A 23,540-nucleotide genomic window follows, 5' to 3' on the forward strand; every position below is an offset into this window, starting at 1 on the left:
TACCAGTATCATTTTACTTTATTTTATGATTTTACGTATAAAAGTAAGTTTGAGCGTAATCACGAAGCTAAGCGTCCTTATTGGTCTGCTTTTCAGTAGCTACAGCACGTTTGCTCAGACAACTACACCAACCCTGACCCTGACCCCAACCGTTATTACTGGTTTTACGACAGAACAGAGTAAGCCGTCTGCTCCCAAAGCCTACACACTGCAGGCGGCAAATTTGCGGGATACCCTTCGTTTAATCGCGTCCGCAGGCTATGAGATCAGCCCGAACGGCTCTTTTTATAGCTCAACGCTGAGTCTGCCGCCCTCTACCGAAACCGCAATCATCATCATACGGATGACTGGTTTGTTTGTCGGGGCTAATAATGGCTCAGTCAGTCATATCAGCACCGGTATGCTGACGAGAACACTCAATGTGACCGGTACGGTGACGCCGTTTACCGGAATCACAACAATTGCGGAGGCCCGGATGCTGGCCCAGTCAAAAGAGGTACTCATTCAGGGGACAGTGACTGTTAGCCGGCAGTTTGACAACGGTCAGGTGATGTACATTCAGGATAAAACCGGCGGGATTGCCTTGTTTACGCCGGCTACCAGTCCGGTAATTTTTACGCAGGCTCAGACAGGGATACTGCCTGGTAACGAAGTAAGGGTGCGCGGAGTACTGGGGTATCAGAAGGGCGCAGTCGGGCTTACGGCAATCTCAAGTCTTTCGGTTGTCAATGCGACAACGGCACTACCGGCCCCCAAACTCATTACAACCGGGCAAATGGGTGATCCGGACAACCTCGGTTTATTGGTAAGAATCGATAGTGCGTCCATTGTTGATACCAGACCTGCTTTTGTGCCGGAAACAGATTTTTCCTTCCGGGATACGACAAACGCAACGGCTAAATTACGGATCCGTGCCGGTGTAAATGATGTCATTAACTCCCTGAAGCCGCCACGCCGGTTTTCGCTGACCGGTATTCTGGACGGCTACGATGTGGATGATGAAACAGAAAACGGTTCGCTGGGAAACCGGCTGTATCCGCGTTCTCAGAAAGATATAGACGGTACAACGGAACTGGCTGTGTCAGATGGCGGAGTTCCGAACCGCGAACAGACGCTTGAACTGGCTACCTGGAATGTCGATAGTCTGGGAGCGCTGCTTCAGGGGCCTGTATTCAGTGGGGTGAATGATGGTCGCCAGCAAGCGAATGTCGGTAATATTATCCGCTATCTGGGAGCGGACGTCTATGTGCTACAAGGCGTCTCGAATCCGGCCATGCTGACAACCATTGCGGCACAGGTAAGCAGTGTGGCCAGTAAAACATACGTTGCGGTTTGCGCACAGAGCAGTTATTATACAGCGGAAAACCCGCGGGTCTGCTTCCTGTATGCATCCGGATTATTTACTGCTCCTCCGGCTGTCTCAGTCGTGTCGGTCAGTATGGTAGCCGCTGATTGGGATGGCGGCCGGTTTCCGGTTGTTCTGACCGGAAATGCATTGCTGAACGGGTTAACACGGCGGATAAATATTGTCGGGATTCATGCGCATGAAGGCAGCACGGTAACTGATTTTTCGATCCGGCAACGGGCAGCGTCTCAGCTGAAAACCTACCTCGACAGCCGTTCTACAGAAGCCTTTTTTATAGCCGGTGAATTTGGGGATGACATTACCGCCTCCGTTGCGGCGCCGAATCCATCCCCTTATGAAAGCCTCCTGAGCGGTACGGGCAGCTATTCGGCTGTGACACAAACCTTGTCGGCCCGCCGGTTAACAACGTCACTGTCGGCAGACCGGATGACCAGTCATGTACTCATTTCTGATGAGTTGTTCAGGAATTACATTCCCGGAACAGCCGCAACGATTTCGCCGGACGCAGTCGTGCCGGAATACCTGGCATCGGCGGCTGACTGGGGTATGAGTACATCTGATTACCTGCCTGTAATGGCCCGGTTCAGTCTGGCTACACCGGGTTCGCTGACGGCCACCCTTGTCGGTACGTCAACGATCTGCGGCGAAAACACAGCTCCCCTTACGGTAACGATTGCCGGAGGGGTTGCTCCTTATCAGGTAGTCATTAACAACGGAACGAGTACAACCACCATCACAGGCTATACCAGCGGTGCAAAAATCCCGCTCAGTCTGACCAGCACAACCAGTTACAGCCTTGTTTCGGTGACTGATGCGCTGAGTGTTACGGCAGGGACTCTATCGGGAACGGCTACGGTTACTGTGATTCCGAATGTACGGCCGGTCAGTGTTACCATCAGTCCGGCGAGTACCTCGTATTGTCAGGGTAAAACCGTCTCGCTGAGTGCCGTTGTAAACAGCGGGCAATTACCGCTACGGTACCAATGGAACTCCGGTGAAGCGACGCCGGTCATTTCCGCAACAGCAACCGGCGCTTACCAGCTGACGGTAATTGACGGGCTGGGGTGTACGGGCATTGCCTCCATGAGCACGACCGTCAATACCATTCCGGATTTATCCACATTCGGGGCTTCTGTTTCGGCTTTATGTACGGCCACCGGCCAGGTAACTACGTTCACAGCCAATATCGGGAATCTGGCCACGCCGGCAAGCTATACGCTTGGCAGCCCGGCCGGATCGGTCTCCGGCGCCATTCCGGGCACGGGTGAGTATGCACAGTTCATGTCTGTGACCAGAACATCGGTCTACACGCTGACTGTCGGTACGCCTCAGGGGTGTACTGCCAGCGCTACCCAGAGTATCTCGCTGAATGCTACGCCGTCTATAGTTAGTTTTGCCGCTACCCCAAGTTGTGCCGGGCGTCCGTCAACCTTTACAGCCCTTGTCAGCGGGTTAACAGGTGGCTACAGCTATACATTGACAGACGGTTCATCGAATATCTTTGGCACCGGAACGGCTGCATCGCCATTCAACGCAGTGTTAGTGCCGGCCGCGACGAGTACGTATAGTTTGATTGTGGCTAACCAGAATTGTACGGCACAATCGAGTGCATTGGTACAGGTTGGAACGGCGGCACCGGTAGCCACACTGAGTACCTCAACCAGTGTGTTAACCTGTTCGTTGCCATCTGCAATCCTGTTTGCCAGTGGAGGGGTGAATTATGCATTTTCGCCGATTAATGGAAGTACGTTAACCAATACAACCGGAACAATTACTGTTAATCAGCCGGGAACCTATACCGTACGGGTAACCGACGTCTATGGCTGTACAGCTTCAGCCAGTACGTTCGTCATTGCCAATAATACCGTTCCGACAGCCACCCTGACGGCTACAAATTCTGTTTTTAACTGTACAAACCGGACAAGCACACTAATTGCTACCGGAGGCGATTTTTATTCGTTTTATAACCCGGCCGGTGTTCTGGTACAAAGCAGTACGCAGAACACGTATGGATTAAATACGGCATTCGGCCATACCGGCGGTACCTATCGGGTAGTGGTCTCGACGACAAGTGGTTGTACGGCAACTGCTACGGCAACCATTACGTCGAACAACGCGGTGCCGACAGTCGGACTGACCGTTAGCGGGCAGATTACGTGTGCACAGCCTAAGGTGCAACTGGCCGTAACGCATACCGAAACGGCGACAAGTTATAAGTTTACTAATTTCAATGTACCCAGCTATGTGGCATTTGCGACGCCTCCCAACAATACCATTGACGTAACAACCGCCGGATTATATCAGGTGGAGGTAACGTTTACGAACGGATGTGTGGGCGTAGGAACTGTTCAGGTACTGGCAAGCACTTCCCTGCCTAATGTAACGCTGAGTGCCAGCGGACAGGTATCCTGCTCGAATCCTACAGTGACACTATCGGCGCTGCACACAGATCAGGCTACGCGGTATGAATTTACGTCACCATCAGGGGTAACAACGCTGGTAACGCCACCGTCAAATTCAATTACGGCCAATACTGCCGGGACCTATTCGGTAAAAGTTATTTTCCAGAGCGGTTGTACGAATACAGCCGTCGCCACTGTTTCTCAATCATCGGAAAGTCCAAGGGTTGTACTGCAATCTAACGGGCAGTTATCGTGTTCACAATCAAAAGTTACACTTAGTGCTGTTCATACAGGAAACGCACAGACATATGAATTTTATGGCCCGAATAATTTTTACTCGAAAACGACCAGCAATTCAATTGATGTTAGTGTAGCTGGCCAATATTTTGTTGATGTACGGTTCTCTTCCGGCTGTCTCACCTCCAGTCCGCTGATAGCCGTTACTACCCAAGCTGGAGCCATTACTGCATTCATAACCGGTAACACAACCGTGTGCTCAGGAGCTAGTACGCTGCTGACAGCATCGACCTCAGACGGGGCCAGCTTCCGCTGGTCAACTGGTGAATCGACCAGAACGATTAACTACAGACCGGGCGGTACAACCCCGTTATCGGTAACGGTTACGCTGGGGAGCTGCGTTGCAGTTGCTACAACTACTGTGTTTGTTACGGCGTGTGCGCCGCTGGTACTAACGGCGCCAACCTATAATTGCAGTACCGGTCAGTTTGTCTATAACTCAACAGGCGGCGATGGTACACCGGTTGAATACTCAGCGGTAGGCGTTTCCGGCTGGACGACATCACCGGGACCTTATACCGTAAAACCGGCGGCAGATGCTGGTTCATTTATTCTGTTTGCCCGAACGCAGGGTAATCCGAATACCGTTGTTTCGTATACATGGGACTGGAAGGCGGTTTGTAACGTGACGACGCCACCATCGTCAACGACGACAACGCCACCTTCAGCAACGACCTCAACGCCGCCATCGTCAACAACCTCAACCCCTCCGTCATCGACCACCTCGACCTCGCCAACGACCGGTTGCGGGAGTGCGGCAAATACAATTGGCAGCGCATTGGCCCTTTTAGCACCGGGCTATGACTGCCAGACCGGAGCTGTTCAGTTCAGGACGACAGGAGGCAATGGTAAAACCATTGAATACTTTGCGATCGGCATTACCGGCTGGACAAGTAACTGCCAGTCAGCCATTGACGATCCGGCGATGGTTGCCTTAATCCGCAGTCAAAGTTCTCAGGTCAGTCCGTATACCTTGCGGGCCCGACAGGACGGGAATACGGTTACCCTTACCTGGGACCCACGGACGGTCTGTGCGGCAGGCGGACGTGAACGTACCGGCAGTACAGATTTTGTCAATGTAAAGGTACTCGGTAACCCAACGCTTAGTGAAGAAGTAGAGGTGGAGCTGGAAAGTACAGGCAACCATACAATTAGTCTGTACCTGACTGATGCGCAGGGGAATGTCCGGTTTGACGAACAGATTCAGAAACCGGCACCGGTCGAACGCAAGACAATCCGGTTGGGCCGTCAGGCCGGTATGTATCTGCTGATGGTGAAATCGGGGTCAGCCGTAAAAGTGGTGAAGATCCTGAGGCAATAGCCGGCATTATTTACGCAAAACTCGGACAGGCCAGAACCTGTCCGGGTTTTGTTTTTTACATCAGGGCACCGGCGGGTTCATCTACCCAGACAAGGGCGTTCGGATGACGCTGAATAATAGTAGCCGGGAAATCGGTTGACACCGGAGCTGTCAGCGCCTGATGAATGACGGCTGCTTTCCCCTGTCCGTTGGCCATCAGGATCACTTCTTTGGCATCCATCAAATGCTGTAGGCCAATGGTAATCCCTTTCGTCAGCGGTGTTGGTTTGGTAAAGTACTTCTGCCCGACAGTAATGGTTGTTTCGTGCAGGTCAATTACGTGGCAATAATTGGTAAACGGTGTACCTGGCTCGTTCAGGGCTATGTGCCCGTTCAGGCCGATACCTACCAGCAGCAGATCCAGCCCGCCGTGAGCAGCAATGGCTGCATCAATCCGACGGCATTCAGCCGCTAAATCATCCGCTTTCGCGTTGAAATAATGAATCCGTTCTGCCGGAATGCCGAGCGGAATAAACAGGTCGTGGTATAGGTGGTACGAGCAGCTTCCGTCATCATCCGGTCCCATGCCGACCCATTCGTCGAGGCCGATAAACGAACACTGATTCAGATTAGCGTGGCCGGTCTGCGCCAGGTCAACCAGCTGGTGAAAGGTACCGATAGGCGTGGCGCCGGAAGCCAGGCAGATGAGGGCGTCCGGTTTACGTTTCAGGAGCGCCGCAATGTGTTCGGCGGCATGTTGCGACAGTTCAGCGTACGTAGGAAAACGACGGAATGACATACAATAAGGCTTGGAGTAAGGATTTGCTATTTCCTCAAAAAAACGAAAAATTGGTAAGCTTATACCCAAAAGCCCGTTATTATTGCGGAATGGAGTAAACAAAACGAGTTTATGCAATCGATCTTACCACTTCCGGTGCAGGGAATAAAACCAGGAACAAGCACCGGCCAGATTTTCTGGCACAACGACTCATCAGAACGAACCATTGAATCGTATTCACCGGCCGACGGCCAGCTAATCGCACGGGTCTATACCTCAACCCGCAGCGATTATGATAAAGTTATAGACACCGCTCAGGCCGCTTTCCACGACTGGCGGCGCTGGCCCGCACCGAAACGGGGCGATATTGTCCGGCAAATGGGGGATCAGTTCCGGATCTATAAAAAAGAGCTGGGAACGCTTGTGAGCTACGAAATGGGCAAATCGCTACAGGAAGGCCTGGGCGAGGTGCAGGAAATTATTGATATCTGCGATTTTGCCGTCGGACTGTCCCGGCAGCTCTATGGCCTGACCATGCATTCGGAGCGGCCGTCGCACCGGATGTACGAACAATGGCATCCGCTGGGCATCGTCGGCATCATCTCGGCGTTTAATTTTCCGGTAGCTGTCTGGTCATGGAATGCCATGATTGCCTGGGTGTGTGGCGATGTGTGTGTCTGGAAACCTTCGGAAAAAACGCCGCTGACGGCACTGGCCTGTCAGCAGATCATTCAGGATGTATTGCGGAATAACGAGGTACCGGAAGGGGTCTCCTGCCTTATCAGCGGTGGCCGTGAAACCGGCGAATGGTTGTCCCGCGATCCGCGTGTGGCGCTGGTGTCGGCAACGGGTAGTACGCGCATGGGTAAGGCCGTCGGTAGTGCAGTAGCCGAACGAATGGGTCGCAGCCTGCTTGAGCTGGGCGGCAATAACGCCATCATTGTCTCGCAGCATGCCGATATCGACATTGCGATTCCGGGCATTGTGTTCGGTGCGGTCGGGACGGCCGGCCAGCGTTGTACGACGACCCGCCGGCTGATCATTCATGAAAGTATTTACGAAGAGGTAAAACAGCGGCTGGGTCGTGCCTATCAGCAGCTGCGGATCGGTAACCCGCTGGATGAGGTAAACCATGTCGGACCGTTAATTGATCAGCAGGCGGTACAGAGCTATCTGGCGGCGGTTGACGAAATCCGTTCGCAGGGTGGCCGCTTTGTGGTGCAGCCGGGCGTGGTTGACGGTGCCGGCTTCGAGTCGGGCTGCTACGTAAAACCGTGCATTGCCGAAGCCGAAAACCATTGGGCGGTGGTGCAGCGCGAAACATTCGCACCAATTCTGTACGTAATGAAGTACCGGACACTGGAAGACGCAATCGCCTTACAAAACGGAGTACCGCAAGGGCTGTCGTCGTCAATTTTTACCCTCAATATGCGCGAGGCTGAGCAGTTCCTGTCAGTTGCCGGTTCAGACTGCGGCATTGCCAATGTGAATATCGGTACGTCAGGTGCTGAGATAGGGGGAGCATTCGGGGGGGAAAAGGAAACGGGCGGTGGCCGGGAGTCGGGCTCGGATGCCTGGAAAGCCTACATGCGCCGTCAGACAAATACGATTAACTACGGAACAACGCTGCCGCTGGCACAGGGGATAAAGTTCGACCTGTAGAAAAGGGAAAATGAATACTGGTTAATGAATAATGGGCATTTCAGCATGCTGCATTGTACATTAACCAGTATTCATGTTACATTAAAATCAGGACAACCACACCTTAATATGGCCTGCCATGGATTGGCCCGGTTCCAGTACCTGGAGGCCCTCGCCGTTATTAAACGCGTTGACGTTGGCTGACAGAGGTTCTATCGCAATGCTGTCGCGACGATCCGGGGTATAGACAACCAGATACGGAAGGGACGAATCCTGCCAGACGTGTAAGGATGTATTGATGGCCGGTGCATGAAGTACCGTCTCGGCACCGGTTTGCTCAGGCAATACCAGAAAGGCATTATCCAGACTTTTTTCATGAAGAGAAAGCGGGCCTGAATACGGAAAGGGCTTCCGGCCAACCGGCAACAGATCTTCGTCGAGCGTGATTGACGTGTCGGTCGGCAGCACAATGCTCATCCCGTCGACCGGCTCGTTGTTGAGTGTAAAATACGGGTGCCAGCCAAATGCCATCGGCGCACGGGTGATACCGGTATTAGTCGCCCGGAAATCCAGCGACAACACAAGGTTATCCCCTTCGGCAAGTGTCAGCGTATAGGTCATTTCGAGCCGGAACGGAAACGGATAGCCGTTTACCTCGCCGGTATAAATATAAGCCAGGGTCAGCGAAGCGGCCTGTTCGCTAATGGTCTGGCCGACAATTTCGAACGGTTTAGGGTGCACGAGTCCATGAATGGAATTATCGCGGCCATAATCATTGAACGGCAGGGTATATGCCTCCCCGTCGAAGCGATAAATGCCATATTTGATCCGGCTCGGGAAAGGAAATAAAAGGGCACTCGAATAGGCCTCGTCGGCTCTTAATGCTTCGGGGTTATCGGCAACCCGCAGCAGTGAAACCAGCCCCTCGGGCTGATCCGGAGTCGGGGCTGAACCTGACTTTTTTAGAACAAGTTTACGGATTACACCACCGTGGCCAGGTACAACAATCAGGCCTTCACCGGTTTCTGTATACTGAATGACGTATTCGGTGTAGGCACCGAAGGGTTGTTGAGTAATTGAAAATGCCATAAAGCTGTAAATTCTGCGTCGTTATATAGGACACTAAAGTAGAGGAAGTTGTTCAGAAAAACGCAGAAAAGGGACAAGAAAGCCGATTAAAATTCGCCCTCTACACCGGCGCCAAAGAGCGCAAAATCAAATTTTACCGGATCGTCAGCATCAAGCTGCCGGAGCACATCCGTGAGTTCGAGCGCCGCTTTCCAGTCGGATTGATCCCTCGTTAACAGCCCGAAGGTACGCGCCACCCGGCCGACATGCACATCGATGGGGATGACTAACTGGCGGGGTTTAATCCGGGTCCAGATACCAAAGTCCACGCCCGCATTATCCTGCCTGACCATCCAGCGAAGAAACATCAATAAGCGTTTACAGGTTGAGTTGCGGACCGGTGTGGCAATGTGTTTCCGCGTGCGGGCGGGGAAATAGCTGTCATCAAGGTCATAACCGCCGCAGAACCGGTTGTGAAAGAGGATCAGGTGCGGCTCAACGGTGAGTGTATCAGGATCGTCGGGCAGAAACGCATCTTCGAGCGAGTCGTGCTGCTGGTAATATTGCCGGAAGAAATGCAGGAAATACAAGGCATCCGTTGCGTTGAACGTGCGGTGTTTAAAATCCAGAAAGCGTTTCAGATCAGATTCCTGATGGTTCCGTATAAAGTCATACGGAGCCCCGTCCATGCGGGAAATAAGCTCCTGTGATTTTTTCAGAATAATCGGCCGCTGCCCCCAGGCCAGCATTGCGGCCCAGAAGCCCATAATCTCAATATCCTGCTTCAGCGTAAACCGGTGCGGAATACTGATGGGATCTTTATCAATGAAGGCAGGCTGGTTATACTGGCTTACTTTTTGATGCAGCAGCCTGATGATTTCGTCGGAAACAGGGTACATTATTAATGAGAACGGCCGCCGCTGATTACCCAGGCAAGCCCGCGGGAAATCGTGGAGAAAACGGCGACAATAACGGAAAAGACAGCCGTAAACAGGGCAATGAACGGATAGGCGATGGTGAACATAACACTGAATACCTTATAACCGGAGGTGGCCATGTATTTGGCATCACGTTCTTTGCGTCGCCGGGCAATTCGTTCTTCTTTAGTTTCCATAAGCTAATAGGTCTGAGCGGACATTAGGGGGCCATGTAAGACACCTCAGCCCGAAAACGTTGTTGGTTCGGGGAAAGTTTCTCAAAAGCCCTTGCTGAGAGTTTGATGAGAATCCGGTCATTAACCCCCGTATCAGGCAGCTTACCGATTACCTTTACCCAAAGCGACGTGTTGTTAATGTCGTTTCTGACCTGCACGAGTGTACCGGTCGGGGCCGTGCGGTGAAGCGCAAGGAGCTTCGGTGAGGTATCGGTCGGGTCAATCACATCGGCCATACCGATTTCGGAAATGCGGCGCCCTTTCGATGGCAGGGCAGGTACCGGTGTTTTTTCGGCCGAAATCGTCGGCTCAACCGGCGAGGGCTTTCCGAGTGCAGGTTTGGCCGATTCTGGTTTCGTCGTAACGGCTTTACTGGGCTCAGCCTTTGGCGGTTCGGCTTTGGGCGTTTCACTTTTCACCGGTTCCGGCCTGGCTGGCTCTGCTTTTGCAACCTCCGGCTTTGGGGCTGCCGGTTTAACCGCTGTTTCTGCCGGCCCTGAAGCATGGCGCGCGGCGAAAGCTTTTTCGGATACAATCAGTTCCTGTCCGGCTTTCAGATTATCGTTGGTCAGGTTGTTCCAGGTCCGGATTTCAGACTGAAGAACACCGTAGCGAACCGACAGACTGTACAGGGTTTGGCCTGCTTCAACAATATGGATACCCGGTGTTTTCGGGAATGATTTTTCAATGCGCTGAGCCGCTTTCACATCCATTTCTGCCTGCTCTTTTGCATTTTTAGGCTTAGGCTCGGGTTTATAAAGCTCGGATTCGTCAATTTTGTCAGCGGATGCTGCTTTTGCCTCCTTCCGGACAGCAACCGTTGTCGGAATCCGGATCACCTGATTAAACTGCAGACCCGCACCAAGCGTTGGATTAGCACTCTGGATGGTTTCAACCGAACTGTTATAGCGGCGGGCAATGCCATACAGGGTTTGTCCGTCTTCGACACGGTGCAGGATAAAGACCTTACCGTCTTTCTTTTCGATACCGATTGAGTCAGCAGGAAAACGGGCTGCCTGACTTTGGTACCAGGTCAGAAAAAGGAGACCTAACAGCCGGAATGTTAACTTTTTATTCATGGGTAGCGGGTAAACAAAGTGTAAAAATAGGGATAAAACCGTTTTTTTGCCCTAAAAACAGCAGGAGATCCCGAAAGATACCCGTCTGTATAACGAAATAACCAAGATGAACTATATTGGCATTATACCGGCCCGGTACGGATCGACACGATTTCCGGGGAAGGCTTTAGTAGATATTAACGGCAAGACCATGGTACAGCGCGTGTATGAACAGGCGCTGAAGACATCGTCGCTGAGCCGGGTAGTTGTTGCTACCGACGACGACCGGATTTTCTCCCATGTACAAGGCTTTGGGGGCGAGGTGGTTATGACCTCAACCGAACACCAGAGCGGAACGGACCGCTGTCAGGAAGCCATGGAAATACTGGGTGGTGAAGCGGCCGGCGTCGACTATGTGGTAAATATCCAGGGCGACGAGCCGTTTATCCTCCCGCAGCAGATTAATTTGCTGACATCGATTCTGGATGGAGCTACGGAACTGGCGACACTGGTGAAACGGATCAATGACGAGCATACATTATTCGACCCGAATTCGCCGAAGGTGGTGGTGAGCCAGTTCGGGAATCCGGTTACGCGGGAGGCACTGTATTTCAGCCGGCAACCAATTCCGTATCAGCGTAATCATGAACCCGCTCAGTGGCTGGAAAACCATGTTTATTATAAACACATTGGCTTGTATGCCTACCGCAAAGACGTACTGGCCGGCATTACCCGGCTGGCACCGTCATCGCTGGAACGGGCCGAGGCGCTGGAGCAACTCCGCTGGATTGAAAACGGGTACCGCATCCGGATTATTGAGACGGAACTGGAAAGCCACGGCATCGACACACCGGGTGATTTGAAACGGGTGGTAGGGTAAAACCGGCACCGGACAGTGTTTACCGTTTATGGCTGACCAGCACCTGCTCTTTCGGTTCGCGCCGACGCCTTCCGGGTACCTGCATGTAGGGAACGGCATCAATCTGGTGCTGAATTATGTATTGGCCCGGCAGCTGAATGCCCGGATTCTGCTCCGGATCGATGACCTGGATGCGGACCGGAAACGGCCGGAATATATCCGGGATATCTTTGACTGCATTGATTATCTGGGGCTTTCCTACGATCTCGGCCCTGCCGGACCGGACGATTTTGACGCAAGATGGTCACAGGTGCACCGGCGCGATTTATATGAGCAGCAGTTAGCGGCATTGCGGGCCACTGGAAAAATTTTTGCCGCCTTACTCTCCAGAAAGCAATTACAGGCCTATGGAAACCGTTATCCAACCGATTGTCGGGTAACGGGGGCTGCCCTGGATGCACCGGAAACGGCGTGGCGGATTAGTGTAGATGAGGCTCCGTTGTGGCGCCTGGATGAGGAGTGTGATTTTGTGGTGCGGCGACGCGACGGAGTTCCGGCCTACCAGGTAGCCTCCCTAACCGACGATGTTTATTTTGGGGTGACTCACCTTGTCAGAGGCGAAGACCTGAGGTACTCCACCCGCATGCAGGCCTATCTGGCTGGTCTGCTGCAACCGGCTAACCCAAAAACGGGCGCATTTCCGGACGCGAAAGTGTGGCACCATCCGCTTGTGCAGGACGCTGATGGCCGGAAATTAGCAAAATCCGCTGGCAGTACCGCGCTAAAATCGTGGCGGGCAGCCGGCATTACACCGGTCGCTGTGTATCAGGAGGCAGCCCGGCTGGCAGGAATCTCACCGGTTGATATTCAGTCCCTAACAGACCTTGAAAATACGATTTCCGTTGTTTTTCAGACTGTTAAAGAAAGTTAAAAATAAACCATTCAAACACTGTGGCGCGTTAGAGGTTTAACAGATACGTACTCAACTGACGACGACAAGTCCAATTTTAATACATTAATTATGCAAAATTATTCGATCCTTTGGGCAGACGACGAAATCGACCTGCTTAAACCCCATATCCTTTTTCTGAAAAATAAAGGCTACCAGGTGACCCCTGTAAACAGCGGCGCTGATGCCCTCGAACAGGTCGAACAGGAAAAATATGACTTGGTTTTACTGGATGAAATGATGCCCGGTATGACAGGTCTGGAGACTCTGGCGCAAATCAAGCAGATGCGTCCGAATATGCCGGTGGTCATGATTACCAAAAGCGAAGAGGAACACATCATGGAGGAGGCGATCGGAGCAAAAATCGCTGACTATCTGATTAAGCCTATAAATCCAAATCAGTTGCTGCTGTCGCTGAAAAAAAATCTCGACAACAAACGGCTGGTTACCGAACGGACCAACATCAGCTATCAACAGGACTTCCGGAATATTGCCATGCAGTATAACGACCGGATTGATTTCAATGAGTGGGCTGAAATTTATAAAAAACTCATTTATTGGGAGCTGGAGCTCGACGGCGCGCAGGACCGCAGTATGGTTGAGGTCCTGAACATGCAGAAGAGCGAAGCCAACTCTAACTTCTGTAAATTTCTGGAGGACAATTACGAGGACTGGCTCAACGACCCGAAAGCGGACAAGCCGGTACTGTCGAACCAGCTGATGCGGAAAAAGGTATTCCCGCTGCTGGAGCAGAACTCACCGTTGTTTTTTATCCTGATTGATAACCTGCGGTATGATCAGTGGAAGGTGATTGAGCCGATTCTGTCCGATTTCTTTACGGTTGAAGAAGAATCGTCTTATTACTCCATTCTGCCGACAACGACCGGTTTTGCCCGTAATGCCATTTTCTCGGGTATGATGCCGAGCGAAATGGAAAAGCATCATCCGGATATCTGGGTGAATGACGAAAATGACGAAGAAGGCCTGAATAACCATGAAGATGAGTTCCTGCGCCGTCAGCTGGAGCGTTCACGGCTCAATATTAAGTTTTCGTACAACAAGATTCTGAACACGAATCAGGGGAAATCGCTGGTCGATAACTTCAACAACCTGATGCAGAATCAGCTGAATGTGATTGTGTACAACTTCGTGGATATGCTCTCGCATGCCCGTACGGATATGGCGATGATCAAGGAGCTGGCACCCGATGAAGCAGCCTACCGGAGCATTTCCCGTTCGTGGTTCCTGCATTCACCGCTGTATGAGCTGGTCCGGAAAATTTCGGATAAGGGAGGCCGTCTGATTGTGACAACCGACCATGGTATGATCCGGGTGCAGAAACCGGCCAAAATCGTTGGCTACCGCGAAACCAATACGAACCTGCGCTACAAGCAAGGCAAAAATCTGGGCTTCGACGAGAATCACGTACTGGTTTGCCGGAAACCGGAACGGTTTTTCCTGCCGAAACTACACGTATCCACGGCCTACGTGTTTACGCTGGAAGATTACTTCTTCGCGTATCCGAACAACTACAATTATTACGTGAATTATTACCGGGATACCTTCCAGCACGGCGGGGTGTCGCTCGAAGAGGTAATCATTCCGTTTGCCTACCTGAAGGCGAAATAAAAAAAAGTGGTGTCAGGTTTACAGGACGCACCGTCCTGTAAACCTGACACCACTACTATGCTTTACCCGATTCGAGGGTGAATTCCGATATCTAAAAGCTGCCCCCGATTACTTCACTGATTTTACCGTCGTTGACCCGCAGGGTACGTGCCGGATATTTTTTCAGCAGATCGTAGTTGTGCGTTGCCATAAGCATGGCTGTTCCGGCATTATTGATCGCCTGAAAAACCTGCATAATCTGATCAGAAACGGCCGGATCAAGGTTACCGGTCGGTTCATCGGCAATCAGAATCTGCGGCTCGTTGAGCATGGCACGGGCAATAACGACACGTTGCTGCTCACCGCCTGACATCTGATGCGGCATTTTTTTCTGAGCCGTACCCAGACCTACCTGCATCAATACATCAGCAACCCGGTTTTTCATCTTTGTTTTGTCCGTCCAGCCCGTTGCTTTCAGCACGAAAAGCAGATTTTCCTCCACATTCCGGTCAAAAAACAGCTGAAAGTCCTGAAACACGATCCCGATTTTCCGGCGAAGGAATGGTACATCTTTCGGCTTGAGCTTGTCGAGTGGAAAACCGGCAACAAATCCCTTACCGCCCTGCAGGTACAGGTCGGCATATAAGGTCTTGAGAAGCGATGTTTTTCCACTGCCCGTTCGCCCGATCAGGTAAACAAACTCACCTTTATGAATGGAGAAACTAATATCACCAAGGATCAGCTTTGGTCCCTGATAGATATCAGCATGATCGAGATTGAGAACGGGTTCCGTGTTAAACATAGCGAATGAGTCGGGAAAAAGGACATACAGCACCGATAACGATGCTGTATGCCGGCAAATTACTTAGACGAAGCTTTTTTGTGGTCAGCCAGGAACTTAGCCAGACCAATGTCAGTCAACGGGTGGTTCAGCAGGGCTGTGATAGCGCTCAGCGGACCGGTCATCACATCAGCACCCACCTCAGCACACTGGATAATGTGCATCGGGTGGCGGATTGACGCGGCCAGTACTTCGGTTGTATAGCCGTAATTGCGGTAAATCATAACGATTTGTTCAATCAGGGCAACACCATCGGTCGAGACGTCGTCCAGACGGCCAACGAACGGGGATACGTAGGTGGCACCGGCTTTTGCTGCCAGTAAAGCCTGACCCGCTGAGAAGATCAGCGTACAGTTGGTCCGGATGCCTTTTTCTGAGAAATATTTAATGGCTTTCACACCATCCTTAATCATCGGAACTTTCACGACAATTTTCTCATCCAGCTCGGCCAGTTCTTCTCCTTCGCTGATCATTTCGTCGAATGTAGTGCCGATTACCTCAGCGCTTACATCGCCTTCAACGATGTCACAAATTTGTTTGTAGTGGCGCATGACATTATCCTTGCCGGTAATGCCTTCTTTAGCCATGAGCGACGGGTTCGTTGTTACCCCGTCAAGGACGCCCAGATCCTGCGCTTCGCGGATTTCGGCGAGGTTAGCCGTGTCAATAAAAAATTTCATGGTCTGTATATCGGACCTCCACGTCCGAATGATTAAAACCTGGATCCAAATACACGGGTATTTGGCTTACAGGGAGCAAAATTAAAGAATCGGTTTCGCAATCAAAACGCGGTCAGGCTACCACACGGGTGCCATCCTCAATTTTGCAGATATAAATCAGCGGCAACTGGCCGGTTTTGGCCTGATACTGCTCCGTAATGGCTTCTTTAAAGGCATCCAGTGCTTCTTCCCGGACAAGGTTGATGGTACAGCCGCCGAAGCCTCCGCCCATCATACGGGCACCGAGTACGCCGCGTTGTGTGCGGGCAATGTCTACCAGTATGTCAAGCTCATCACAGCTGACTTCGTACCATTTGCTGAGCCCTTCATGCGAGCCATACATTTTCTGGCCGAACGCCTCTACATCGCCGGCTTCCAGATCAGTATAGCCGGTTAACAGCCGCTCGTTTTCCTGTACGATATAGGCACAACGGCGGTACAGCAACGGCTCACGGTCTTTCAGGTGTGTGTCGAGCATATCCATGGTCGCGTCACGCAGACTCTTCACCGAATCGCCGTAAGCGGCCTGGAGAATCCGGACACCGGCCTCGCACTCTTCGCGGCGGGTGTTGTATTCCGATGACGCCAGTGAGTGTTTAACCTGCGTATCGCACAAAACGATCCGGAAGCCTTCCATTTTTAACGGCGCATAGGCAAAATCCAGCGAACGGCAATCCAGCCGGATCACATTACCGGCTTTCCCCATCATACTGGCAAACATATCCATGATACCACACTTGAGTCCGACAAAGTTGTTTTCGGCCCGCTGGCTCATTTTTAAGAGGTCGAGCCGGTCAACGCCGAGGCCGAACAGCTCATTAATGGCAAAACCAACGCCGTTTTCCAGCGCGGCTGAGGAAGACAGGCCCGCCCCGATCGGGATGGTGCCGCCGAACGCACAGTTGAACCCGCCGACGGTCAGGCCGGCCAGCTGAAACTGCTGGATAACTCCCAGCAGGTAATCCGGCCAGGCATCTGTATGTGTCAGCTGATCGGTATGACCCGTATACGATTCATTCAGATCAGCGGCAACGAAGTGTAGTTCCTGATCCTGCCGCGGGCTGACAGCCAGAAAAATGGCTTTGTCGATGGCGGCGGGCAGCACAAACCCTTCGTTGTAATCGGTATGTTCGCCAATCAGGTTAACACGGCCCGGAGAGGCAATTTGTAGAGTGGGGGTAGTCCCGAATGCTTGCTGAAAGGTCTGCGTAAGATTTTCGAGCATGAATGTATAGGGCTGGAATATGTACTGAATATGTTAGAAAGCTGCTAACAGGGCTCACTGCTTAAAACATTGTTAAAAAACAGATTGAGCAGGCAAATTACGGAGAAGATGTGCGTTGTTTGTAAAAGCACATAAAAAAAGGCAAATCAAGTGTCTCACCGCTTCAACTACCTACCCTTGCTTCGGTCAAGACCTGGGGGATTCAGTAGGAGCTGGTAGCACTGATTTGCCGGGTGCAAAATTAGGTATTTGTTAAGAGAATCCAAATGTCGGATGTAGTTTTGTGCGGAAATTTAGTGCCGAAAAAAGCCGTTCAGGCTGTATTTTATTGATTATAAGCGGAATGAAACAACTAAAATTTTTTATTGCTGCCTGCACTTTTCTGGCTTTTACGGGCTGTACATCGTCAGAAAAGGAACTTGAGCAGGGACGTAGCTTAATGAAAGAAGGAAAATTCAGGGAAGCAATTGAGCCGCTGAACATGGCGGTAAATGCCGATCCTGAAAATGCCGAAGCCTTTAATACGCGGGGAGTGGCTTATTTTGAACTGAAAGAATACAGTAATGCCTTGCTGGACTACGAACAGGCCATTAAGCTCGAACCGGATTTTTACCGGCCTTACTACAACCGTGCCCTGCTGAAAATGGCACAGAACGAACAGAATGAAGCGCTGAAGGATTATTCGGAGGCTATCCGTCTTGCCCCTGATACGGCTAAAACGGCCGTTTCAGATATTTACCTGAACCGTGGTCAGTTGTTTGCCTTACAGCATCAGGAGACAGCGGCTCTGAATGATTTTTCGCAGGCAGTGGCAAAAAATGAAAAGAATGCACTGGCATTCTATAACCGTGGCAATATTCTGTTTCAGCAGAAGAATGTGGCTGGTGCCCTGAATGATTTCAGGAAGGCAGTGGAAGTAGATTCCCGCTTCGGCAAAGCTTTTTATGCACTGGGCGTGGCGCAGATGATCAATAATGAAAAGGATGCCGGTTGCCTGAGCCTGAAACAGGCCCGTCAGCTTGGCTATGCCGACGCTGTCGAGGCCATTGCCCAGTATTGTGAAAAATAACCCGGACGTGACGATGAGAAAACTAACCGCCGTATTTTTTGCCCTGATTTTTCTGCTGTTTGCCGCCTTTCAGTACAACGACCCGGATCCTGAAGTATGGATCCCGATTTACCTGATTGGTGTCGGAGCCTGTATACTGGCTTACTTTAAAACCGGACCCATCTGGCTATATGGCGTTATCGGGCTGGTTTATGCCGTGGCCGCCTGGCAGCAATGGCCGCCCGTGTTTGAAGGTTTTCTGCTCGATTCGATGGGTATGAAAACTATAAATATCGAACTGGCCAGAGAGTCCGGCGGGCTGGCAATCTGTGCCGTAGTTATCTGGGCGCTGGGGTGGCTGGTTAAAAATAAGTAATAAAAAAAGGGCTGATGATCAGCCCTTTTTCATATACTATCTATCTGTGCCTATACCTATACTGATCGCCGGCTGCCTTTGATCAGCGCTGCGATACCGAGAATAACGACTGCACCGACAAATGCCGTCAGTACACGGTCAAGGAAGCCACTGGCACCCGTTGCAAAGGTGCTGCCAAAAATCCAGCCCCCGACGAGACCACCGATAATCCCTAACAGGATTTGCGTAAGCAATGAAAAAGAGAAGCGTTTGAAGAGCAGGTCGGCCAGCCATCCGGCTATGGCACCTACTAAAATCCAGATCAAGAAGTTCATAACGTTGTTGAGTTAATCTGCTACGTAAGTGTCGCAGTGATAACCTAACAACATAGGTCAGAAAATGTTCAGGATTTTATACCAATTAATGCCATCATGCGTCCGGTTTGCCCTTTTTCAAGCCGGTGCGAGTAATAATCTTCGTTGTTCAGGACCGTTGAAAAAGTAGAAATACCGATTTGGGAAGGCGGAATCCCGAAGCTGGTCAGCTGATGAACGTTGGCAGATTTCAGGTTGACAAACCAAGTGTCCGTATAAGCGTCAAGCCGTTTAAATGCCGGAGCAAACTGCGCGGCAACCTCGGCACCAACTTCAAATGAGGTCTCGTCAATGCAGGTGCCGACATAGGCGTAACAATCGGCCGGACGTGTATTAAAGGTTGTGCTCATGGCCTGGAGCGCCGCCGTAACTACGCCGCCGACCGTGCCGCGCCAACCCGCATGAATCGCTGCAACGGCCTGATTGTGGGCGTCATATACCAGAATCGGTGTACAGTCGGCCACACTGACCCCAACAAACAGATCCGGCTTATTGGTAATTAACGCATCATAGCCGCTATACCGTCCGGATGTTTCGGCTACCAGTACCTCAATCCCGTGCACCTGGTGTGAAGACGCAACCTGATCCGGCAGAATACCGAGTTCACTATACAGCCGCAGCCGGTTTTCGGTCACATTTTCCTCGGAGTCAGGGGTATTGTAGCCGACATTCAGGGAGGTGAAGGGTGCCGGACTAACACCGCCGTGGCGGGTGCTTTCAATAGCGGTCAGGTTCTTGAATTCGGTCAGATTGGGCGCCGGACGGTAAAGTGGAAAGGGATTTGGCATCATGGCTGTTTGGGTTGTATCAGTTGTTCAGGAAAAAAGCCGGATATAAGCCGGCCTCTTGAGGGCATAACTTATATCCGGCTACGAAAGTAACAGTTACCGGTTACATTAACCGGTTTATCCTGGTCCAGGGCGGCCTCAACGGGCCGAATTTTACTTGCCGCTATAGATTTTGCGGAATGCTTTGGCACTTTCGGCAATTTCAGGGCCGTTGTTTTCCCAGTGATATTCGTATTCGGCCGAGAGCGGACCTTTAAATTTCTGCCGTTTCAGTTCGGTCAGAACGGCAGGAATGTCGCAGTCGCCGGTGCCCCAGATTACGTCATGGTATTTGCCGTCGGGGGTATCTTTTTTCACATCCTTGAAATGCATGCCCAGAATATGCCCTTCGTATTTTTTCAGACACTCTACCGGGTTCAGGCCTGAGCGTACCCAGTGGCCGATGTCCGCACAGGCACCAACGTATTTACTGTTGCCGATTACGGCCAGAACGGAGTCAGGATGCCAGTATTTGGTTGGTTTCGGGTGATTATGGATGGCCACATTGATTTTGTATTCATCCGCCAGACGAATGATGTAAGGCATCTGATTTTTATTCGGTTCCGTATTGATGTTCGGGATACCTAACGCTTTGGCAAACTCAAACAGTTGTTTCCAGTCCTCTTCCGTAGGGGCATTAACAACGCCATAGGCAGAGATCGTCAAGCCTTTGTCCTTAATCATTTTCTTGACGGCATCGCGGGTAGCAGGACTCATTTTAAAGTCCATTTTGCCGTCGATGCCTCCGCCGATCGTCTGTCCGGGAAACGCTTCAACGTATTTCAGGCCGCAACTGTCAATTTTGCGGAGAGCTTCTGAAAACGGGAATAACCGGAATGAATAGGCTTGTGCGCCGAGCTTCCAGCCTGCTTTTTCTTCCGGATTTTTTTGTGCAAAAACATTCCCCAGCAGGAGAAGGGCAGGGAGAATCAAAAGTTTTTTCATGGTAAATAACAGTATGAGACATGCCTGAACCAGGCACTATCCGGTAAAGGCAGCCGGCTGTTATTTTTACCATGAAAGGCTGAAAAACGAGTGAGAAGAAAAAAAAATAGCTCCAATACTTCGTACTGGAGCCCCGCCACAGACGGCATAACCTTTAGCTCTCTGGTTATCTTACATGGCTAACGTATACAGCGGGGCTATTATTGTCTATAGCCCGGCAATACCTGAGCCTGACCTGCGGAGGCGCGTACTTGTTTCCCTTGTAAACAACTCTGCTAACTTCGGTGATTTAGTAGTTTTTATAACGGAACGGGAACAATCCATTGCTTCATCAGTTGAACAAATCATCAACTGGCAACACTTCGTAAAAAGAAAGTGCCGGATTGGTGAACAAAACGGGAGACTATGGAGAGACTTTTGCCTTTGATTTGGGTGGTTGATCAAATGGATGAGGATGCAATTTTCATGCAGCAGTCCATGACGCGTATAGAAAATCCTTGCCAGCTACTCATTTTTCCGGATTGTCTGAGTATACTGGAACACGTCAGCAGCCTGCACCGGCCACCTCAGTTCATTGTAATTGACTATCAGCTGGATGGCATGAACGGGTATGAACTGACGCAGACCTTACGGCTCATTCCGTTTTTGAAACGGATACCGATCGGCTGGCTGGGCGATGATCTGGTAATGCCAACTCCTCAGGAACTTGAGGAGTTGGGTGTAAGGTGGTGCTGGCCCAAGCCGGACAATTACCCCGGCTGGCAGAACCTGATTGACGAGTTTTGCCGTAAAGCGTCTGGCGTGTCGTAATCACATCCATTCCCAGGCGCTTTGATAGCCGTCTATCGTTTCTGCGTAGGCAATAAAATCACTGTAAAACGGCAGCACCGAAAGCGTAGCACTATCACCGATAATAATCAGTTTTTTCCGGGCACGGGTCATCGCAACATTCATCCGCCGGATGTCTGATAAAAAGCCAATCTCACTGTTTGCATTACTGCGGGTCATTGAAATATAGACAATATCGCGCTCCTGCCCCTGAAAACTGTCGATGGTATTTACGGAAATTGCATGCCGGTATGGCTGCAAATCAGCCGATTGATCCAGAAGTTCATTCAGGATACTGATTTGCTGCTTATACGGCGAAATAATGGCAACTGTCGGGAAACGCTCGGGCGGATAAGTGTTGGCCAGATCAGCGGTCAGCCGGGTCAGGTGTCGTACCAGCAAAGCCGCTTCTTCCGGATTGGTTGAACTGGTGCCTTGTAGTTTTTCCTCAAAGCCGCATCCGGCGGTATCAATAAATAATACGGGCTGATCACCTTCCGTAAGCAGATGCCCCGCTACCGACGCATGGGCATTCAGCGCATTGCCATAGAAAACCTGTCCTGAATACCGCATAATGTGCTCGTGCATGCGGTACTGAACAGTCAGCAGCGAAACGGCTTCCGGGTGGTGCGCCACACATTTTTCGAGCAGTGTGGTTGCCAGCCCGTTTCTGGCTGCCTCCTGCGATTTGATGGTAGGGGGGAGTTGGCAGTGATCGCCGGCCAGTATAACCTTGCCGGCTTTCAGAACCGGTATCCAGCAGGCGGGTTCGAGGGCCTGACCTGCTTCGTCAATCACCACCGTATCGTAGGTGCGCTGGCGGATAACGTAGTTGTTGGCGCCAACCAGGGTTGCCGTAATTACCTGTGCCTTTGCCAGAATATCGTCAATGATGTATTGCTCGGTCTGTTCCACATCCTTCATGATCCGGTGGGCTTCATCAAACAGCGCTTTCCGCTGCTCCCGTTCCGCCTTCCCGAACTGACGCTTGTATTTGTGCGCCATGTTTTTAAACTCATTCGCCTGTTTTTTCGACTTGCGGATGTCTTTCATGTACGGATGTTCCGCCATTTTCTGGTCCAGTGTCAGGGCCATGAGCCGGTCTGAAACCCGCGCCGGATTGCCGATCCGGACTACGTTAAGCCCCTCGGCATGTAGCTTGTCGCTGAGCAGATCGACGGCGGTATTGCTGGGTGCTACAACCAGCAGCTGTGTGTGATCACGCTGAATATGGGCCTTGATAATCTGTACCAGTGTCGTGGTTTTGCCGGTACCCGGCGGTCCGTGAATAATCGCCAGTTCGTTGGCCAGCAGTGCTTTATCGACAGCGTTGAGCTGGCTCGGGTTCAGCTTCGGCAGGTGGAGCGGCGTGGTTTGCTGCCGGAAGGTCGGGGCTTTCTGGCCGGCCAGAATCTTCACCAGCGGCTCTTTTTCGGACTCAAGGCGCGCCTTAACCAGTTTGATAGCCTGCTGCATTTCGTCGTAACTGTTGTCATCAAACAGCACCTCGATACCCAGTTTGCCGTCGCGGGCCCAGTCGGGCAGCTCGTCGGTTCGCAACGTAAGCCGGACCCGGTTACCGCTCTGGTGCGATATGGTACCCTCAACGCGGTCGGCTTTCGGATTATAATTACTGAACAGTACCGCCGGCACGCCGAAACGCAGCTGGTGCGGAATGTCCTGATGCGTGGTGCGTTCGGCCTCAATCGTCAGGTAATCGCCGCGGCTGAGTTCCGAGCCACGGATGGCAATCGGATACCAGGCCAGTCCGGCGGCGCGGCGCTCGATAATAGACGTAGTTTCGGTTAGCTGCTGGTACTGCCGGCGATCTTCGGCCCGCTCGGTCTGAAGGAGGGCAAGGAGCTGATCAAAATAATGCATGGACAAAGATACGGCAGG

The 23,540-nt window shown here is 51.6% G+C and carries 20 protein-coding genes; 8 read left to right on the forward strand and 12 right to left on the reverse strand.

The window, feature by feature from the left end; all coding sequences use genetic code 11:
* The first annotated feature begins 25 nt into the window (after window positions 1-25).
* Complete coding sequence (locus tag AC23NW_RS09265; protein ID WP_487449055.1) at window positions 26-5,386, forward strand: hypothetical protein; 5,361 nt, start codon at window positions 26-28, stop codon at window positions 5,384-5,386.
* A 55-nt stretch (window positions 5,387-5,441) separates the two neighbouring features.
* On the opposite strand, the gene AC23NW_RS09270 is transcribed toward AC23NW_RS09265, so the two are convergent.
* Entirely contained in the window at window positions 5,442-6,164 is a 723-nt protein-coding gene (locus AC23NW_RS09270; RefSeq protein WP_293839818.1) for a glucosamine-6-phosphate deaminase, read from the reverse strand.
* A 111-nt stretch (window positions 6,165-6,275) separates the two neighbouring features.
* Here AC23NW_RS09270 and amaB point away from each other — a divergent pair, with 111 nt between their 5' ends.
* Window positions 6,276-7,805, forward strand: a complete 1,530-nt coding sequence (amaB, locus tag AC23NW_RS09275) for an L-piperidine-6-carboxylate dehydrogenase (protein WP_487449056.1) — start codon at window positions 6,276-6,278, stop codon at window positions 7,803-7,805.
* Window positions 7,806-7,892: 87 nt separating this feature from the next.
* Here amaB and AC23NW_RS09280 read toward each other — a convergent pair whose 3' ends face one another.
* From AC23NW_RS09280 to AC23NW_RS09295, 4 genes are all read right to left on the reverse strand, one after another.
* Window positions 7,893-8,873 (reverse strand): aldose epimerase family protein, encoded by a 981-nt coding sequence (locus AC23NW_RS09280; protein ID WP_487449057.1) that lies wholly within the window; start codon window positions 8,871-8,873, stop codon window positions 7,893-7,895.
* A gap of 86 nt (window positions 8,874-8,959) precedes the next feature.
* Window positions 8,960-9,751 (reverse strand): TIGR02757 family protein, encoded by a 792-nt coding sequence (locus tag AC23NW_RS09285; protein ID WP_487449058.1) that lies wholly within the window; start codon window positions 9,749-9,751, stop codon window positions 8,960-8,962.
* 2 nt (window positions 9,752-9,753) lie between these two features.
* Window positions 9,754-9,966 carry a hypothetical protein gene (locus AC23NW_RS09290; protein ID WP_293839829.1) on the reverse strand — a complete coding sequence of 71 codons (213 nt, stop codon included), beginning with the start codon at window positions 9,964-9,966 and terminating at the stop codon, window positions 9,754-9,756.
* 23 nt (window positions 9,967-9,989) lie between these two features.
* Window positions 9,990-11,084 carry a septal ring lytic transglycosylase RlpA family protein gene (locus AC23NW_RS09295; RefSeq protein ID WP_487449059.1) on the reverse strand — a complete coding sequence of 365 codons (1,095 nt, stop codon included), beginning with the start codon at window positions 11,082-11,084 and terminating at the stop codon, window positions 9,990-9,992.
* 106 nt (window positions 11,085-11,190) lie between these two features.
* Between AC23NW_RS09295 and kdsB the strand changes: the two genes are divergently transcribed.
* The 3 genes from kdsB to porX all read left to right on the forward strand — a co-directional run bounded on the left by kdsB (window position 11,191) and on the right by porX (window position 14,500).
* Window positions 11,191-11,943 (forward strand): 3-deoxy-manno-octulosonate cytidylyltransferase, encoded by a 753-nt coding sequence (gene kdsB / locus AC23NW_RS09300; protein ID WP_487449060.1) that lies wholly within the window; start codon window positions 11,191-11,193, stop codon window positions 11,941-11,943.
* Window positions 11,944-11,971: 28 nt separating this feature from the next.
* Window positions 11,972-12,853, forward strand: coding sequence for a glutamate--tRNA ligase family protein (locus AC23NW_RS09305; RefSeq protein ID WP_487449061.1), 882 nt, complete (start codon window positions 11,972-11,974; stop codon window positions 12,851-12,853).
* 90 nt (window positions 12,854-12,943) lie between these two features.
* Complete coding sequence (gene porX, locus AC23NW_RS09310) at window positions 12,944-14,500, forward strand: T9SS response regulator signal transducer PorX (RefSeq protein ID WP_487449062.1); 1,557 nt, start codon at window positions 12,944-12,946, stop codon at window positions 14,498-14,500.
* A 91-nt stretch (window positions 14,501-14,591) separates the two neighbouring features.
* On the opposite strand, the gene AC23NW_RS09315 is transcribed toward porX, so the two are convergent.
* The 3 genes from AC23NW_RS09315 to AC23NW_RS09325 form a co-directional block, all read right to left on the reverse strand.
* On the reverse strand, window positions 14,592-15,281 hold the full coding sequence (locus AC23NW_RS09315) for a cell division ATP-binding protein FtsE (RefSeq protein ID WP_293842395.1): 690 nt from the start codon (window positions 15,279-15,281) through the stop codon (window positions 14,592-14,594).
* 59 nt (window positions 15,282-15,340) lie between these two features.
* A complete protein-coding gene (fsa, locus tag AC23NW_RS09320) occupies window positions 15,341-16,000 on the reverse strand; it encodes a fructose-6-phosphate aldolase (RefSeq protein WP_293842392.1) in 660 nt (219 codons plus the stop codon).
* A 112-nt stretch (window positions 16,001-16,112) separates the two neighbouring features.
* Window positions 16,113-17,264 (reverse strand): galactokinase, encoded by a 1,152-nt coding sequence (locus tag AC23NW_RS09325; protein WP_293842389.1) that lies wholly within the window; start codon window positions 17,262-17,264, stop codon window positions 16,113-16,115.
* A 343-nt stretch (window positions 17,265-17,607) separates the two neighbouring features.
* On the opposite strand from AC23NW_RS09325, the gene AC23NW_RS09330 reads away from it, so the two are divergent.
* Together AC23NW_RS09330 and AC23NW_RS09335 are read left to right on the forward strand one after the other, a co-directional pair.
* Window positions 17,608-18,333, forward strand: a complete 726-nt coding sequence (locus tag AC23NW_RS09330; protein ID WP_293842386.1) for a tetratricopeptide repeat protein — start codon at window positions 17,608-17,610, stop codon at window positions 18,331-18,333.
* Between the two features lie 13 nt (window positions 18,334-18,346).
* On the forward strand, window positions 18,347-18,688 hold the full coding sequence (locus AC23NW_RS09335; RefSeq protein WP_487449063.1) for a transmembrane 220 family protein: 342 nt from the start codon (window positions 18,347-18,349) through the stop codon (window positions 18,686-18,688).
* A gap of 56 nt (window positions 18,689-18,744) precedes the next feature.
* Here AC23NW_RS09335 and AC23NW_RS09340 read toward each other — a convergent pair whose 3' ends face one another.
* From AC23NW_RS09340 to AC23NW_RS09350, 3 genes are all read right to left on the reverse strand, one after another.
* Window positions 18,745-19,002 (reverse strand): GlsB/YeaQ/YmgE family stress response membrane protein, encoded by a 258-nt coding sequence (locus AC23NW_RS09340; RefSeq protein WP_071501317.1) that lies wholly within the window; start codon window positions 19,000-19,002, stop codon window positions 18,745-18,747.
* 68 nt (window positions 19,003-19,070) lie between these two features.
* Window positions 19,071-19,832: a peptidoglycan editing factor PgeF gene (gene pgeF / locus AC23NW_RS09345; protein WP_487449064.1), complete on the reverse strand. Its 762-nt coding sequence runs from the start codon at window positions 19,830-19,832 to the stop codon at window positions 19,071-19,073.
* Between the two features lie 150 nt (window positions 19,833-19,982).
* Window positions 19,983-20,813 (reverse strand): sugar phosphate isomerase/epimerase family protein, encoded by an 831-nt coding sequence (locus AC23NW_RS09350; protein WP_293842376.1) that lies wholly within the window; start codon window positions 20,811-20,813, stop codon window positions 19,983-19,985.
* Window positions 20,814-21,290: 477 nt separating this feature from the next.
* On the opposite strand from AC23NW_RS09350, the gene AC23NW_RS09355 reads away from it, so the two are divergent.
* Complete coding sequence (locus AC23NW_RS09355; RefSeq protein ID WP_487449065.1) at window positions 21,291-21,623, forward strand: hypothetical protein; 333 nt, start codon at window positions 21,291-21,293, stop codon at window positions 21,621-21,623.
* Here AC23NW_RS09355 and AC23NW_RS09360 read toward each other — a convergent pair whose 3' ends face one another.
* Window positions 21,624-23,522, reverse strand: a complete 1,899-nt coding sequence (locus tag AC23NW_RS09360; RefSeq protein WP_487449067.1) for an AAA domain-containing protein — start codon at window positions 23,520-23,522, stop codon at window positions 21,624-21,626. It lies immediately after the preceding gene.
* Window positions 23,523-23,540 lie beyond the last annotated feature (18 nt).

The organism is Arsenicibacter sp. R0_47 (genome assembly GCF_057652235.1).

Excerpts from the sequence above, each read along its gene's own strand:
- AC23NW_RS09265 (WP_487449055.1), top strand. The coding sequence starts at position 26 with ATGATTTTACGTATAAAAGTAAGTTTGAGCGTAATCACGAAGCTAAGC.
- AC23NW_RS09270 (WP_293839818.1), bottom strand. The coding sequence starts at position 6,164 with ATGTCATTCCGTCGTTTTCCTACGTACGCTGAACTGTCGCAACATGCC.
- amaB (WP_487449056.1), top strand. The coding sequence starts at position 6,276 with ATGCAATCGATCTTACCACTTCCGGTGCAGGGAATAAAACCAGGAACA.
- AC23NW_RS09280 (WP_487449057.1), bottom strand. The coding sequence starts at position 8,873 with ATGGCATTTTCAATTACTCAACAACCCTTCGGTGCCTACACCGAATAC.
- AC23NW_RS09285 (WP_487449058.1), bottom strand. The coding sequence starts at position 9,751 with ATGTACCCTGTTTCCGACGAAATCATCAGGCTGCTGCATCAAAAAGTA.
- AC23NW_RS09290 (WP_293839829.1), bottom strand. The coding sequence starts at position 9,966 with ATGGAAACTAAAGAAGAACGAATTGCCCGGCGACGCAAAGAACGTGAT.
- AC23NW_RS09295 (WP_487449059.1), bottom strand. The coding sequence starts at position 11,084 with ATGAATAAAAAGTTAACATTCCGGCTGTTAGGTCTCCTTTTTCTGACC.
- kdsB (WP_487449060.1), top strand. The coding sequence starts at position 11,191 with ATGAACTATATTGGCATTATACCGGCCCGGTACGGATCGACACGATTT.
- AC23NW_RS09305 (WP_487449061.1), top strand. The coding sequence starts at position 11,972 with ATGGCTGACCAGCACCTGCTCTTTCGGTTCGCGCCGACGCCTTCCGGG.
- porX (WP_487449062.1), top strand. The coding sequence starts at position 12,944 with ATGCAAAATTATTCGATCCTTTGGGCAGACGACGAAATCGACCTGCTT.
- AC23NW_RS09315 (WP_293842395.1), bottom strand. The coding sequence starts at position 15,281 with ATGTTTAACACGGAACCCGTTCTCAATCTCGATCATGCTGATATCTAT.
- fsa (WP_293842392.1), bottom strand. The coding sequence starts at position 16,000 with ATGAAATTTTTTATTGACACGGCTAACCTCGCCGAAATCCGCGAAGCG.
- AC23NW_RS09325 (WP_293842389.1), bottom strand. The coding sequence starts at position 17,264 with ATGCTCGAAAATCTTACGCAGACCTTTCAGCAAGCATTCGGGACTACC.
- AC23NW_RS09330 (WP_293842386.1), top strand. The coding sequence starts at position 17,608 with ATGAAACAACTAAAATTTTTTATTGCTGCCTGCACTTTTCTGGCTTTT.
- AC23NW_RS09335 (WP_487449063.1), top strand. The coding sequence starts at position 18,347 with ATGAGAAAACTAACCGCCGTATTTTTTGCCCTGATTTTTCTGCTGTTT.
- AC23NW_RS09340 (WP_071501317.1), bottom strand. The coding sequence starts at position 19,002 with ATGAACTTCTTGATCTGGATTTTAGTAGGTGCCATAGCCGGATGGCTG.
- pgeF (WP_487449064.1), bottom strand. The coding sequence starts at position 19,832 with ATGATGCCAAATCCCTTTCCACTTTACCGTCCGGCGCCCAATCTGACC.
- AC23NW_RS09350 (WP_293842376.1), bottom strand. The coding sequence starts at position 20,813 with ATGAAAAAACTTTTGATTCTCCCTGCCCTTCTCCTGCTGGGGAATGTT.
- AC23NW_RS09355 (WP_487449065.1), top strand. The coding sequence starts at position 21,291 with ATGACGCGTATAGAAAATCCTTGCCAGCTACTCATTTTTCCGGATTGT.
- AC23NW_RS09360 (WP_487449067.1), bottom strand. The coding sequence starts at position 23,522 with ATGCATTATTTTGATCAGCTCCTTGCCCTCCTTCAGACCGAGCGGGCC.